Source organism: Gammaproteobacteria bacterium (assembly GCA_029881255.1).
Taxonomy (GTDB): domain Bacteria; phylum Pseudomonadota; class Gammaproteobacteria; order S012-40; family S012-40; genus JAOUMY01.
The window spans coordinates 367053-382343 of the sequence record JAOUMY010000003.1; the positions used below are offsets into that span (position 1 = coordinate 367053).

15 protein-coding genes are annotated in these 15291 nt (G+C 49.0%); 9 read left to right on the forward strand and 6 right to left on the reverse strand.

The features are described from left to right. Nucleotides 1-81: 81 nt before the first annotated feature. Nucleotides 82-552: a TlpA family protein disulfide reductase gene (locus OEZ43_09075; GenBank protein MDH5545733.1), complete on the forward strand. Its 471-nt coding sequence runs from the start codon at nt 82-84 to the stop codon at nt 550-552. Here OEZ43_09075 and OEZ43_09080 read toward each other — a convergent pair. Continuing rightward, nucleotides 549-1259, reverse strand: coding sequence for a flagellar brake protein (locus OEZ43_09080; protein MDH5545734.1), 711 nt, complete (start codon nt 1257-1259; stop codon nt 549-551). The two genes, OEZ43_09075 and OEZ43_09080, sit on opposite strands and share 4 nt — an antisense overlap. A 109-nt stretch (nt 1260-1368) precedes the next feature. On the opposite strand from OEZ43_09080, the gene OEZ43_09085 reads away from it, so the two are divergent. Then, nucleotides 1369-1740 carry a hypothetical protein gene (locus OEZ43_09085; protein MDH5545735.1) on the forward strand — a complete coding sequence of 124 codons (372 nt, stop codon included), beginning with the start codon at nt 1369-1371 and terminating at the stop codon, nt 1738-1740. Here the strand turns inward: OEZ43_09085 and nadA are convergent. The 3 genes from nadA to OEZ43_09100 form a co-directional block, all read right to left on the reverse strand. Beyond that, on the reverse strand, nt 1737-2840 hold the full coding sequence (nadA, locus tag OEZ43_09090) for a quinolinate synthase NadA (GenBank protein ID MDH5545736.1): 1104 nt from the start codon (nt 2838-2840) through the stop codon (nt 1737-1739). The genes OEZ43_09085 and nadA overlap by 4 nt on opposite strands. 70 nt (nt 2841-2910) lie before the next feature. Next, nucleotides 2911-4689 (reverse strand): aspartate--tRNA ligase, encoded by a 1779-nt coding sequence (gene aspS / locus OEZ43_09095; protein ID MDH5545737.1) that lies wholly within the window; start codon nt 4687-4689, stop codon nt 2911-2913. Nucleotides 4690-4781: 92 nt separating this feature from the next. Then, nucleotides 4782-5081 (reverse strand): zinc ribbon domain-containing protein, encoded by a 300-nt coding sequence (locus OEZ43_09100; GenBank protein ID MDH5545738.1) that lies wholly within the window; start codon nt 5079-5081, stop codon nt 4782-4784. Between the two features lie 211 nt (nt 5082-5292). Here OEZ43_09100 and OEZ43_09105 point away from each other — a divergent pair, with 211 nt between their 5' ends. Next, nucleotides 5293-7080, forward strand: coding sequence for an ABC transporter ATP-binding protein/permease (locus OEZ43_09105; GenBank protein MDH5545739.1), 1788 nt, complete (start codon nt 5293-5295; stop codon nt 7078-7080). Nucleotides 7081-7107: 27 nt separating this feature from the next. Here OEZ43_09105 and OEZ43_09110 read toward each other — a convergent pair whose 3' ends face one another. Next, nucleotides 7108-8475, reverse strand: a complete 1368-nt coding sequence (locus OEZ43_09110; protein ID MDH5545740.1) for an amidase — start codon at nt 8473-8475, stop codon at nt 7108-7110. A 99-nt stretch (nt 8476-8574) separates the two neighbouring features. Between OEZ43_09110 and OEZ43_09115 the strand changes: the two genes are divergently transcribed. From OEZ43_09115 to OEZ43_09135, 5 genes are all read left to right on the forward strand, one after another. Further along, nucleotides 8575-9279 (forward strand): DNA alkylation repair protein, encoded by a 705-nt coding sequence (locus OEZ43_09115; GenBank protein ID MDH5545741.1) that lies wholly within the window; start codon nt 8575-8577, stop codon nt 9277-9279. A 140-nt stretch (nt 9280-9419) separates the two neighbouring features. Further along, nucleotides 9420-10958, forward strand: coding sequence for a thymidine phosphorylase family protein (locus tag OEZ43_09120; GenBank protein ID MDH5545742.1), 1539 nt, complete (start codon nt 9420-9422; stop codon nt 10956-10958). Between the two features lie 12 nt (nt 10959-10970). Beyond that, a complete protein-coding gene (locus OEZ43_09125; GenBank protein ID MDH5545743.1) occupies nt 10971-11852 on the forward strand; it encodes a ribose-phosphate diphosphokinase in 882 nt (293 codons plus the stop codon). A gap of 2 nt (nt 11853-11854) precedes the next feature. After that, nucleotides 11855-12514, forward strand: coding sequence for a DUF1614 domain-containing protein (locus OEZ43_09130; GenBank protein MDH5545744.1), 660 nt, complete (start codon nt 11855-11857; stop codon nt 12512-12514). Nucleotides 12515-12518: 4 nt separating this feature from the next. Further along, nucleotides 12519-13373: an SDR family oxidoreductase gene (locus OEZ43_09135; GenBank protein ID MDH5545745.1), complete on the forward strand. Its 855-nt coding sequence runs from the start codon at nt 12519-12521 to the stop codon at nt 13371-13373. Between the two features lie 163 nt (nt 13374-13536). Here OEZ43_09135 and OEZ43_09140 read toward each other — a convergent pair whose 3' ends face one another. Next, nucleotides 13537-14349, reverse strand: a complete 813-nt coding sequence (locus OEZ43_09140; protein MDH5545746.1) for a class I SAM-dependent methyltransferase — start codon at nt 14347-14349, stop codon at nt 13537-13539. Nucleotides 14350-14510: 161 nt separating this feature from the next. On the opposite strand from OEZ43_09140, the gene OEZ43_09145 reads away from it, so the two are divergent. Next, the gene (locus OEZ43_09145) at nt 14511-15266 is read left to right on the forward strand and encodes a DUF481 domain-containing protein (GenBank protein MDH5545747.1); all 756 of its coding nucleotides are present in this window, start codon (nt 14511-14513) and stop codon (nt 15264-15266) included. Nucleotides 15267-15291 lie beyond the last annotated feature (25 nt).

A 15291-nucleotide genomic window follows, 5' to 3' on the forward strand; every position in this document is an offset into this window, starting at 1 on the left:
CTGAAGTAACACCAGGGATAGTCGCCAAGCCGGTATATATCTTGCCACCCAGGCAGAACCTATTATTCCCGGAGTTTACGCATGCGCTATATCTTTGGTATTTTTTTGTTCGTTAGTGTCAGCTATTCTTACGCGGCGCAAACCGCACCCGCTTTTGATCTGCCAACAGATAACGGGAAGGTCTCACTCAAGTCTCTAAAGAATCAGGTGGTCTATGTGGATTTCTGGGCCACCTGGTGCACGCCCTGTCGAAAGTCCTTTCCGTGGATGAACGACATGCAAAAAAAGTACAAAAATAATGGTTTGAAAATCGTGGCAATTAATCTCGACGAAGACAAAAAAAATATTGCTCGTTTTTTGCAAAAATATCCCGCCAACTTTACCATCGCCTTTGACCCCGATGGAAAAAGCGCCGAAGCGTACGGCGTTAGCGCAATGCCTAGCTCTTACCTGGTAGATAAAAAAGGAAAGTTAATAAAAAAACATGCAGGGTTTAGAGAGAAAGACCAGGAGGCATTAGAGAAAGAATTTCGCAAAGCGCTTGGTCTCTAGTCGTCGTCAATATCGATCGATTCGCGACGCAATTCTATATCACGCATACGGATGTAGCGCTCCAGTTTCGTTTGATTGGCGTTGTCGATATTCTGGATTTCGATTCCTAGAAACGGTTCACCTTCACCAATCTCTCCCTTGAAACGCGCCTTGGCGGAAAACTCCACAGTGCCAACCATTGGCAAATCAATTCGACACTGCTTAATCAAACTTCCCTCCGGGACGAGTTCTACCCAACGCTTGTTCTCAAATATGAATCGCGCGCCGGTTGCCGATATATCAATTACCTTCCCACCAAAACGGGACTTCTGGTCCATAACACAATTGATTTGTAACCGGGCTGTTCTGGTATCGACGCGATAAGCCGATCGCTTTTGTTGGTACTGCAGGACTTTTGGAAAATTGATTTCGTGCGCCGCACGCGTTGTAGCCTTATAGGCGATGCTGGTTTCAAATAAACACTCCATCCCGCCAACGACTGTTGCAATCGTCAACTTGTCACGCGGCGGCATGATACGCTCACCGTTGTGTTTATCCACGAAGGGCGATACGCCTAAAACACCGCTCTTGGAATCAATGGCAACCACCTCCGAACGACAGCTATCCTTACCCGCCTCAAACCTTACGACGAGCCTTGCTCGCGTATGATGGAGATCGCGCATAATTTTTTCGATCTCGCGTTCGAAGATGATTTTTTGGAATTTCAAGCCACTTTTCCTGTATAAACACGGTCCTTCAGGGTATTTATCGTTCAAAACCCCCGCCTGCTGAAGCCCATTTTCTGTTAAAATCACCGCTTTCCATGAGGAGGTATAAATGGATAATAGTAGTGAAATCATGGCATTAGAAGAAATGCGCGCGGATCAGTTTCACCACAAAAAATGGAGTAAACCGGTTTTTGGCGTGATGTTGATTGCCGTATCTGCGGCAATGGTGGTTCTACCCACGATAATGCCTCGCCCGGTCTACCACTTTGTACTGCTACTCAGTATCGCCTGTATATTCGGATTGGTTTTCAACGGCCGTTTCGCGTTGATGCTGACACGCCGCCGATTTAAGAATAAACGCCCACACTACCGCCTGTCACAACTTTCAGAGCCCGAAGATTTATCTCTCACGGCTAAAGACGCGCTAGCAAAAGTTCACGAGCGGCAACAAAAGGAATTACAAAAACGGGGATTGCGTTAAGGGGATACATCAAACATACGTTGCAGCGCCAGCAATGCCTCAGCCGCCTCGCTCTTTTCCACCTGGATACGATTAACGACATTGCCTTCCACCAGATTCTCCAGCGTCCAGGCCAGATGTTGCGGACTGATGCGAAACATGGTTGAACACATACACACTGTTGGCGACATGAAGTGCACGTGCTTGCCCTGATGCTTGAACTGCTCATGAAGGCGATTGACCAGATTCAATTCGGTTCCCACCAACCATCGCGTACCAGGTTCCGAGTCTGCAATGGTTTTAATTATGTATTCGGTCGAACCGACATAATCCGATTTCTGACAGACTTCAAACGAACTCTCTGGATGAGAAATGATTTTCGCATCGGGATATTTAGCCTTGAAGTTGTCGATGTGTTCCGGGCGAAACATCTGGTGCACAGAACAGAAGCCTTTCCACAAAATCATTTTTGCTTTACGGATCTGTTCCGGTGTTAAACCACCCATGGGTTGATCGTAATCCCACACGACCATTTCATCGAGCGGTATGCCCATGCGATACGCTGTGTTACGCCCCAGGTGCTGGTCAGGGAAAAATAGAATCTTTTCGCCTTGCGAAAAAGACCATTCGAGCACATTACGCGCATTGGTTGAAGTACACACAATACCGCCATGACGACCACAAAATGCCTTCAGATCGGCGGCTGAATTTATGTAGGTTACCGGCGTGACACTGGATTCAACATCTTCCAGCACCTCACCAAGCTCTTTCCAGGATCTTTCGACTTTTGCAAGATTGGCCATGTCAGCCATCGAACAACCGGCAGCCAGATCAGGCAAAATGGCAACCTGGTTTGGACCAGAAAGAATATCAGCGACTTCGGCCATAAAGTGCACGCCACAAAATACAATAAATTCGGCTTTGGATTGCGCGGCCAGACGCGATAACTTGAGAGAGTCTCCAGAGTAATCTGCGTGTCGGAATACTTCTTCACGCTGATAATGGTGCCCCAAAACAATGACTCTATCCCCTAAGGCCTCTTTGGCTGCCTTAATTCTGGATTCACACTCTTTGTCATCCAGAGTCGCATAAGGCTGAAGATGAATTGCTGAAACCGCCATATTACTTCCCCGTTACCAACGCTAAACCACTAACAACCGAGCACCGGATTCTTGTCTTGTGGCTGTCAATCTACTCCGCTTTAGGAGAGGCCGCAAGTTTGATCCCGACGTCGCGCAACTGCTGAAAAGACACCTCGGATGGTGCGCCTGTGAGCAGACACGCCGCTGACTGGGTCTTGGGAAACGCCATTACATCACGTATGGACTCGGCGCCAACCATCAGCATAACCAGTCGATCCAGACCGAATGCGATTCCACCATGTGGAGGGCATCCGTATTTCAGTGCGTCTAACAGAAATCCAAATTTAGACTTGGCTTCTTCATCATCGATACCGAGTGCGCGGAAAACCTGTTCCTGAACGTGTTGACGATAGATACGCATAGAACCGCCGCCAATCTCAGTACCGTTGAGCACCATGTCATAAGCGCGTGAAGTGCATTCGCCCGGTGTGCTCTCCAGTTTATCCAGATCGGATTCCTTGGGAGAGGTAAACGGGTGGTGTAATGAAACCCAGCGCTTCGCGCCTTCATCCCATTCAAACATAGGAAAATCGACAACCCATAGCGGGCGCCAACCTTCATCCATAAGACTGCGATCGTGACCAAGTTTCACGCGCAATGCACCGAGCGCCTCGTTAACAATTTTGGTTTTGTCCGCGCCAAAGAAGATCAAATCACCGTTTTCCGCACCTGTGCGAGACAGTATCGCATCAACCGATTCATCCGGCAGGAATTTCAAAATCGGTGACTGCAAACCTTCACGCCCCTGGGACAAATCATTGACCTTGATATAGGCCAGGCCTTTCGCACCGTAGACGCCAACAAACTTGGTGTAATCGTCGATTTCCTTACGCGTTAATTCGCCACCGTTTGGCAAACGCAGGGCTGCAACGCGACCATTGGCATCGTTGGCTGGTCCAGAAAACACCTTGAACTCAACATTTTTCATCACGTCGCCAACGTCCACCAGCTCCAGATGAATACGCAGATCAGGCTTGTCCGAACCGTAGCGGTCCATCGCTTCCGCATACGGCATACGTGGGAAAGGATTCGGCAATTCCACATCCATCGTCTTCTTGAACACGCTGCGTATCATCTCTTCCATCGTACCCATGATTTGATCTTCGTTAAGAAACGAGGTTTCAATATCGAGCTGGGTAAATTCCGGTTGGCGATCGGCGCGCAGATCTTCGTCACGGAAGCAACGGACGATCTGATAGTAACGATCCATGCCTGCCACCATTAACAACTGTTTGAAGATTTGTGGCGACTGTGGCAGTGCAAAAAATGAATTCTTGTGGGTACGGCTCGGCACCAGGTAATCACGCGCGCCTTCAGGCGTCGCCTTGGTCAACATAGGGGTTTCCATATCGAAGAAACCTTGCTCATCCAGATAATTGCGCAGATAGCGAGTCACTTGAGAACGGAATTTCATACGTTCCAGCATTTCGGGACGACGCAGATCGATATAGCGATAGCGCAGGCGATGTTCTTCGGAGACATCTTCGTCGTCTATCTGGAACGGAGGCGTTGCCGAGGCATTGAGAATTTCGAGAGTCTTGCCCAGAATTTCCACTTTACCGGAACGCAGATTTTCGTTGATCGTGCCTTCGGGACGATGTCTAACCTTTCCAGTAATGCGTAATACGTATTCGCTGCGTACCCGCTCTGCAGTGGAAAATACATCGGGAACATCGGGATCGAACACGACCTGTACCAGACCTTCGCGGTCACGCATATCGAGAAAGATCACCCCACCATGGTCACGGCGGCGGTGGACCCATCCACTTAGTTCGACGATTTCATCGATCAACGACTCGTTGACCTCACCACAGTAATGGCTGCGCATGGACTCTCATCCTGTTGTGTTATTGTGCTAAAAATAAAAAACATGGCCGGGACACATCTGCCCCGACCACTTCTGTTGTCAAATTTATCCGGCTAATCCCCTGAAGCCTTGCTCGAGGAGGACGCCGAAGACTTACTGTCCGAGCTTTTGCTTTCGGAGCTCTTGCTCTCGGTACTTTTGCTCTTGTCTCCGGCAATATTCTTTTTACTGCCGCTCTTGAAATCCGTCTCGTACCAGCCGCCACCTTTGAGGCGAAAACCGGCCGCAGATATCAATTTTTTCAGGGCCGCGTCGCCACACTCGGGGCAATCGACCAACGGTGCATCACTCATCTTCTGGATGGCCTCCAGAGTGTGACCACATTTTTTGCATTCGTACTCGTAAATTGGCATTGCTAAACTCTCACCAACGTATAACCATAAAACATAAGCAAAACAACCGGTTAATATCCGCTCCAAGCAGTTTTCCGAGGGATATCAAGCCAAACCTCTGCCATCCAGGGGCGCGCATTATACTACATTTAGGCATAATCGCACGAAGCCCATAAAATCACGGATTTCGTATAGAATGGGGCCTGAATCAGCAAGAACAAGTCCTATCCATATGCCACAAACCTCGCCTTCGTCTCAGCCCGGAGACTTGAATACATTACGCACCCTACTCCCCTACCTATGGGTCTATAAGTGGCGGGTCATTATCGCTATGGGTCTACTCATTGTTGCCAAGCTGGCCACGGTAGGCGTACCTCTGATCTTGAAGGATATCGTCGATAGCCTGGACACCACCCAGACCACCCTGATTGTTTTACCCCTGGCCTTATTGCTGGCCTATGGTGGCTTGCGCCTGACCAGTACCCTCTTCGGTGAATTACGCGATGTCGTGTTCGTCAATGTCACCCAGCGCGCCGTGCGCCAGGTCGCACTCCAGGTCTTTCGTCATCTTCATTCCCTTTCCTTGCGTTTCCACCTTGAACGCCAGACCGGAGGGGTGTCGCGCGACATCGAAAGAGGAACACGCGGCATTACCTTTCTGATGAACTTCATGCTGTTCAATATCCTGCCTACCATCGCCGAGATTCTCCTCGTCACCGTCATTTTGTTTGTGAAGTACGATGCCTGGTTCGCTGTGATCACCCTGACGACGATTGCCTTGTATGTTGCCTGGTCTATTGGCGCAACCGAGTGGCGCATCCGTATTCGCCGCGTCATGAATGAACTCGATTCCAAAGCCAATACCCGCGCCATCGACAGCCTGCTCAATTATGAAACGGTGAAGTATTTCAATAATGAAGAATTTGAGGCCGGACGCTATGACCGGAACATGCAGGAGCTGGAAGGGGCCGCAATCAAAAATCAGTATGCGCTGTCGGTTTTGAATTTCGGTCAAGGCGCGATTATTGCGATCGGCATGACCTTGCTGATGATACTTGCCTCTCAACGCGTCGTTGAAGGGGTAATGACTATGGGTGACCTGGTGCTGGTCAATGCCTTTCTGCTGCAACTATATATGCCGCTCGGATTTCTTGGCTTTGTGTATCGCGAAATCAAACACTCACTGGCAGACATGGAAAAGATGTTCAGCCTGTTGTACAAAAACCGCGAAATCCAGGACAGTCCTGATGCGCAGGCGATAGTGGTCAAGGGTGGTCGACTTAATTTTGAACAGGTAAGTTTTAGTTATGAACAGGAACGACAGATTCTTCAAGACGTCAGCTTTACTATCGAACCGGGACAAAAACTGGCCGTTGTAGGTTCGAGTGGCGCGGGAAAATCCACCTTGTCCCGTTTATTATTTCGCTTTTACGAAATCGACAGCGGCAGTATCCAAATTGATGGGCAGGATATTCGTCAAGTCACTCAGGACAGCTTACGCAGTTGCATTGGCATCGTGCCGCAAGACACCGTGCTGTTCAATGACACCATTTTCTACAACATTCATTATGCAAAACCGGATGCCAGCGCCGAGGAAGTCTACCAGGCAGCGCGTATGGCACATATCCATGATTTTATCACTAGCCTGCCTGCGGCTTACGACACGCTGGTTGGTGAACGCGGACTCAAACTTTCCGGTGGTGAAAAACAACGCGTTGCCATAGCGCGCACCATATTGAAAAACCCGCGCATACTCATCTTCGATGAAGCCACCTCAGCACTGGATTCAAAATCAGAGAAGGCCATACTCAAGGCATTGAAAGAGATTGCCGAAAATCATACCACCCTGGTCATCGCTCACAGGCTTTCTACGATCATAGACGCCGACACCATACTGGTAATGGAGAACGGCCGCATTGTCGAAAGCGGCAGTCACAAGCAATTACTCGACAAAGGTGAACAGTATGCACAGATGTGGGCCTTGCAACAGGAAAAAAAACACACCTCCGAATTAACGTAATCGACTACGACACCCAAGGTTTTGAACCTAATCTCTCCGTAAAATTTTTTCCACGCGAGCCGCATGTTCCAATAATTGGTAATCGCTAAAACGACGACCATGTAATTGCATTCCGACAGGAAATCCGTCAGGCGTTTCTTTGGCGTGCGCAATCGCAACCGGGTGTCCGAATAGCGCAAAGCTACAGTTTAGCAGCGCCAGCGGCTCAGCGTAGGGTACGGGCACTCCGTTCACTGTCAGATCTGAACCTGTTTTACATAGAGGCATGCCCTTAATGCCGCTCACCGGCGTCAACAACAAATCCGCGCTTTCAAGAAAACGATCGAAGTCAGCCATGAAATGTTTGCGCCGCTCCAGGGCCGACAAATATTCCCGATGTGACATCGCCATGCCATCGCCGATGGCACTGGAAAAGAGATGTCGGCTGTAACGTCTTTCAAAGAATGCACGGTACATGGGCTTTAGAAAACGCGGCATGTAAAGCGGCGAAGATGCCTTCAACTCATATCCGCAAATCAAACTCCACAAGCGCAAGGCTTCTTCGAAATCTATCCCCGACTCTGCATTTACAATTTCAATGCCCGCATCCTTTAGCTTTGCGATCGCCGCTTGTATAGAATCAAGCACTGCTCTCTCTACACGCACACCTGGAAATTCAGTTTGCACCAGAATACGCTTTAGCGGTGAAAGTGCCTCGGGCGGTTTCAGGTCGCTAATAACACTAAATACCAGCTTTAGATCTTCATAGTTGCGCGCCATAGGGCCAGCAGTAAGCAGACTTTTTGTCGGTCTGCTCATCGGTACTGCCATATGTCCTTCTAGTGAAATCGTGCCTTCGGTAGGACGCAATGTTTTGACACCACAAAAAGCGGCAGGCACACGCAATGATCCCGCAATATCGCTACCAACTTCAAACGGGACTATACCTGCTGCCAATGCTGCGGCAGATCCGCCAGAACTTCCACCAGGACTAAAAGCGGAGTGACTGGGGTGTCGCGTCTGACCATAGCGCGGATGACGCGCCTGCCAATCGAAAGACATAGCAGGTAAATTGGTCTTGCCGATTATGATTGCACCTGCATTCTGCAATCGCGTGACAACTTCTGCATTCTGTTTGCACCGATAACGTATCGGCATACCAAAAGTAGTGGGTATATGTGTCGTGGCAAAGGTGTCTTTTATTGTGACGGGGATTCCGTGCAACGGCCCCCGATAGGAATCGCGTATCTGCCTGTCTGCGATAGCAGCGGATGCCTGCGCATGTTTCCGATTCAACGCGACGACGGAATTGAGTTCTTTATGTTCTTCAATACGTGTGAATGTTCGTTCGAGCAGTTCGGAAGGACTCATACGTTGCTCGTGTATGTGTGACGCCAATTCTGTCAAGGTTTCCATGATAGTGACTCTTGCACTTGGCAGAATATAAGTACACTAACTCCAACAGTCGTTCAACAAAAACTTTACGGCAGTATGTACTGTTAGTAGAGTACCCATATGAAGTTAGAGGACGTAAAACGAGAGCTACGTAAAACTGCTGACGAGAAAATCGCTACGCACGCCTTGCGCTTTTTCAAAACCGGCAAGGGTGAATACGGTGAAGGCGACACATTTATTGGCGTGCGCGTACCGCAAATCCGCGCATTGGCGAAAAAGGCTAAATCTTTATCTGATCAAGAAGCGGAAACCTTAATCCAATCACCCATACACGAAGAACGCATGTTGGGCTTGTTTATCTGGCGCCATCAATTTGACAAAGGAGACACAGCCCGGCAGAGCCAGATCTATCAAAGCTATCTGGACCATGTGGCCCATATCAACAATTGGGATCTAGTCGATTGCTCGGCGCACTACATCGTCGGGCAGTATCTCTACGAACGCTCACGCAAACCGCTGTATAAACTGGCTCGTTCCAAAAACCTGTGGGAACGACGAATTGCCATCATGGCAACTTTTTACTTCATCAAACAAAATGACTTTGAAGATAGCTTGTCACTGGTTGAAATTCTTCTGCATGATAGCGAGGATTTGATACACAAGGCCACCGGCTGGATGTTGCGCGAAATTGGCAACCGCCACATGAAAACGGAAGAAGAATTCCTGAAGCCTCGATACCAGACCATGCCTCGCACCATGCTACGATACGCGATTGAAAAATTCCCGGAAACAAAGAGACACCGTTATCTGAGTGGCAAAATATGAGCCGCTTGCGTGAGACAGCTTTTGATCAGAATACCTAAGTAAATCACTGCAAGAATATGGTGAATAAACTCAGTTTTTTTTCCTGTTTCACCCGGCAATGGTATATGCCACAATAGAAACACACTACAAGGAGGAGTGCCGTGACCAACCAGGAACAGCTCTGCCTTAAACGCGTCGCAATCGATACCTATCATGAAAACGTCGCCTATCTACATCGTGACTGCGCCATTTATCGTGCTGAAGGATTCCAGGCACTATCAAAAATCGAAGTATCTACCGATGGACACCATATTCTCGCGGTTCTTAATGTTGTAGACGATCCCGGCCTGGTGTCTCCCGGCGAGCTTGGACTTAGCGAGCAAGCCTACGAACAATTAAACGCGGGCGAACAAACCATGGTTACGGTTCGACACGCGGAGCCGCCGATTTCCATGGATGCCGTTCGTCGCAAAATAGATGGTGAACGACTCAATCAGGAAGACTTCAGCACTATTGCGAGAGACATTGTCGATAGTCGTTATTCCAAGATGGAAATGGCGGCGTTTCTAGTTGCATCGGGTCAGTCGAATCTGGACCGCGACGAAATCCTGTTTCTTACACGCGCAATGATCGAATCCGGTGATCGACTCGACTGGAAGGAACATCTGGTTGCGGATAAACATTGCATAGGCGGAATACCCGGCAATCGCACCTCTATGCTGGTTGTGCCTATTGTCGCTGCCCACGGCATGTTAATTCCTAAAACCTCAAGTCGCGCCATAACCTCCCCTGCTGGTACGGCAGATACAATGGAGTTAATGGCCGAAGTAAATCTGCCACCGCAACATCTGCTGGAGCTGGTGCGAACGCAACGGGGTTGTCTCGCCTGGGGAGGCACCGCCAAACTGGCGCCAGTAGACGATATGCTGATTTCGGTTGAGCGCCCTCTTGGAATCGATTCACAAGGCCAGATGGTGGCCTCAATACTGTCGAAAAAACTCGCCGCAGGCTCTACCCATTTGCTGATCGATATCCCTGTCGGACCGACAGCCAAGGTCAGACATATGCGACAGGCGCTGGCGCTACGCAAACTCTTCGAATATGTCGGTGATCAACTCAATATACATCTTGAAGTTGTCATTACCGATGGACGACAGCCGATAGGGCGCGGCATCGGTCCGGTACTGGAGGCAAGAGATGTGATGCAGGTTTTACAAAACGATCCTGCGGCACCCCATGATTTGCGCCAAAAAGCCTTGCAGCTGGCGGGACGTATAATTGAATTCGACCCTGATGTACGTGGCGGACAGGGATATGCCATCGCCAGAGATATACTCGATTCCGGTCGAGCGATTGCAAAAATGGACGCCCTGATTGATGCACAAGGCCGAAAAGAATACAGCTTAGAACCCGGCAAACTGTCCTTCGAAATTGCCGCGCAACACGATGGTGTCGTGACCAATATCGATAATTACCAATTAGCCAAAATCGCCAGACTGGCAGGCGCGCCTATGGACAAACGCGCAGGAGTAGACCTGCTGAAAAAACTCGGTGACAAGGTAAGACAAGGTGAAATCCTGTATCGCGTACATGCAGAGTTTCAGTCTGACTATAAATTTTCGCAAACCCTATGCCTCCAAAACAACGGTTACAACATAGGCAACGCCGAGGATATTCCTGCGTCCTTCGTGGCCTTCTAAGAGATCCGACTTATGCAGCAAAGTGTGTTTTATTTCCGCGACGAGGAATCACAAGCGTTAGCGCTGGCAAACGCGCTGGGATGTTCGAGTGCGCAGATCGACTTACATCGCTTTCCTGATGGTGAAAGCCTTCTGACCTTAAGCACTGCAATACCACAACATCTGTTAATGTATCGCGGCTTAGATCACCCTAATGAAAAAATTGTTGAATTAATTTTGTGTTGTGCCAGCGCGCGAAAAAAAGGCGTACAGCGAATTAGCTTGATCACGCCTTACCTTTGCTACATGCGCCAGGATAGAGAAAATCATCCGGGAGAAGTCGTCAGCCAGTCTATTATCGGTGAATTATTGAGTGAATATATCGACGACATCATTACTGTCGATCCACATTTACACCGCATACATGATCTGCACCAGGCCTATCCTTTACAACATGCATTGAGTCTCAGCGCAGCCGAATTGATTGGCGCATATCTCAAGAAGAATTTTCCAAAATGTTTATTGATCGGCCCGGATGAGGAGTCTGAACAGTGGGTGTCTGTTGCCGCAAACATTGCGGGACTTGATTATTGCGTCGCAAGCAAGATTCGCATGGGAGACCGGAAGGTGGAGATCGAACTCCCCTCAGAAGACTATGCTGGACGTAACATCGTACTTGTCGACGACATGATCAGTTCAGGGGGAACCATCATAAATATCGCCAGGCAGTTAACGGCGCGAAAAGCGCAAATTAAAGCATGCATCGTTACCCATTGTCTGTGCTCCCCGGATGACGAAAAAAATATCGTGGCGGCAGGTGTACCGACTGTCATCAGTTGCGACAGTATTTCCCATCATACAAATCACATCGCGCTCACCGATTTGCTCGCCGAAGCAATACGTAAAATCAACTAGCCATGTACTCCCCCAGGCAATTGCTGTTTTTTCTGATTTTACTGGCGATACTCATTGTCGTTATTCAATTCGGCGCGCTATCGCTGGCCTATGACAAACTCGGACTTTCGCCACAGATGGCGCTGTTGATTATTGGGCTATCGATTTTTGGCAGCCTGGTCAACATCCCGCTGTTCCGTATAAAAGCCAACGAGTCCCAACCCGAGACACTCCCTTTCTATTTTCGCGGCATACTTCGCCACGCGCCACAACCGTTTCAGGGTTATACTCGCGTATACGCCAATTTCGGCGGTTGCGTCACACCTGTTGCGGTGTCACTGTTTCTACTCCAACATCTCCAGCTCGATCTTCGCGCGGTTGCACTGGCCACTATATTAATGACAAGCATTTCATTTTTTTTCAGTCGTCCGATTCATGGGCTAGGCATAGGCATGCCGATCTTCATCGCGCCACTTTCCGCAGCCATAATTGCGCTGACACTGACGCCCGAGTATAGTGCGCCGGTCGCGTATATTAGCGGTACTTTTGGTGTTCTCATTGGCGCCGATCTTTTACGCTTAAAAGACATCCGCCACATGGGTGCGCCCGTTGCCTCTATCGGTGGTGCGGGCACTTTCGACGGCATTTTTATTACCGGCATTGTTGCCGCCCTACTCAGTTGATGACATGGCGAATAAAGAATCTAAAACTATCTTGATTACAGGCTGCTCCAGCGGCATAGGTCTGTGTTGCGCAAAAGGATTGCAAACACGTGGTTATCGCGTCTTCGCCACGGCGCGCAAGACCGAGGATGTTGCACACTTGCAACAACAAGGGCTTGAGAGTCTGCAACTTGATCTTGCCAGCAGTGCCTCCATCGAAAACGCGGTGGATGAAGTCCTGAAACGCACTGATGGCACGCTGTTCGCCCTGTTTAACAATGGCGCATACGCCATGCCTGGTGCCGTAGAGGACTTAAGCAGGGACATGTTACGCGAGAACTTTGAAACCAATTTCTTCGGCACACATGAACTCACTTGTCGAATTATTCCAGTGATGCGCAAACAGGGCTATGGCCGCATCATTCAAAACAGTTCGCTTCTAGGCTATGTATCCTTACCCTATCGAGGTTCCTATAATTCAAGCAAATATGCGTTAGAAGGACTCACCGATGCCATGCGTCTCGAATTGAGCGACACCAACATCTTCGTCAGCCTGATTGAGCCAGGCCCAATTTCCAGTCGTTTTCGTGCCAATGCATTTGCCATGTATCGTAAACATATCGACAAGGAAAAGAGCCCGCATCGAGCGATATATGAAGGAATGGAAAGCCGTTTGACCAAACAGGGGCCAGCGCAGCCGTTTACGCTGCCACCGGAAGCGGTCTTGAAGAAACTGATACATGCATTGGAAAGTCGCAAACCAAAAATAAGATACCCGGTAACCTTCCCTGCATATATGTTTGCATTTTTACGCCGTTATACGACGAATCGTTTTCTCGACAATTTTCTGTTATCGCTTTCGCGCAGGGAAAATCGATAGGTATTACTTAAAAAGGAATCCACTGATTATGTTAGCTAGCGAGGGAGAAGAGCAAGGCAAAAACAAATGAGTAAGCACTGTTTACACAGAGTAAATGAGCATTTCGAAATTGTTTTTAGCGCAGTTATCGCTTGCTAGAAGACTTAAGTAGAGAATTCGATGATTATTTGACGCCGGAGGCGATTAGATATTCGTGCGGCACCACCAGACCATCTGCAGACATGAATTCTTCCGCCATTTGACGGATTTCATTCTTTATCTGCGCATGCTGGTTTTCCGGCAAGGCATCGAACTGGGCTTTTAATATGCCGGTTGCATCCACCAACTCCCAATAACTTTCGAAAGAATCAAATGAGTAGTTAAATTGTTTGGTCATTACGCGAACGCTGTGCAGGCCGCTATCTTGTAGCAGTTTTTCCAATACATCTGGGTCGCCTAATGATGTGCCGCGCACTAATGGCGGGTGTTTTTCTTCTGGCAAACGATCTTTGAATGCCTCGTACGACCATCGCATACTCGGCATACGGTCTGCCTGACTCCACACTACGACAACCAGACGCCCGCCTACCTTGAGTACGCGAGACATTTCACTTAGACCACGTGCGGGGTTGTCAAATAGCATGACGCCAAATCGACACATGATGCGATGAAAACTGTGATTATCGAAACTCAGCTTTTCCGCTGGCATGACGTCGAATTGCACATTGCTCAGGTTTTCTTTTTCGACCTTGGCTCTCGCGGCAGCGATCATGCCCTCGGACGCATCTACCCCTACAATGTCAGCGTTGCCCCGTGTGCGACGTGCGAGCATCAGGGCGGGCTCTCCTGTTCCGGTTGCCACATCCAGTACCTTATTGCCTGCGCCCACGGCCAGCGCATTGAGCATGGTATGACCCACAGGTTCCAGGTGGGGTAACCACAGATCAAACTTTTCTGCAATTTGTCCCCAATCCGGCAAATTACCGCCTGCTGTCATTGCGATGCTCCCTGTATCCAATGTGGTTGTAAGTGTACGTCAGAACTTAGAAGTCTTCCACAAACGTTGCTAAACTAGGCAATTCCGCTGTTCGTCAGTTCGTATCAGATAGATGTAACGAACGAAGACAGTGAAACTTGATAATGACAGGGAGTTGGGAAATGAAAAAACGTGTGCTGGGTCCGATTTTTTTCATGCTGCTAAGCGCCAATGCGCAAGCTATTGTAAGCATGGAAAGCCTTCACTTTGGTGATGAAAATCCGGGCTTTCTTGGCAGTAGCAGCCTGTCAATAGATGTCGCCAGGGGCAATGCCGAGCGCATGCGCGCCAAAGGAGGTCTAACCCTGCAGTGGAATCGTTCTCGTTCGATCTATTATTCGTCTATCTCGGCGGCCTACGGGGAAAGTAAAAACGTTCGTGATCAAAATGAGTGGTTTATGCACGGCCGTCGCATTGGGAACATCTCGGACATGCTTGCCTGGGAGGTGTTTGCGCAGTTAGAGAGAGAAGAGTTTGCACGATTAAACCTTCGCACTCTGGGTGGCAGTGGTGTACGCATACAACTGGGACAAAAGCGTCCGCAACAGGCTTTCTTCCTTGGCGTGGGGGCCTTCTATAGCCATGAACTCATAAACGATACGACGAAAACAGTGGCGCAAGAAGTCAAAGGAAACATCTATCTTTTATTCAAACGCTCGCTGTCGAATCATGCATCTTTCGTTAACACACTTTATTGGCAACCCAATGCCACCAGTTTATCGGACTATCGCCTACTCGAAACCGCGACACTGAGCGCAAAGATACTGGAACGCCTGGCGTTAAAAATCAGCCTTGAATTGCGTCAAGATAGTCGGCCACCGGCGACAGTAAAGCAAACTGATATGAAATTGTTAACGGGAATTGAATTTAATTTCTGAGAACTCAGAGCCTGGTTTTAACGCC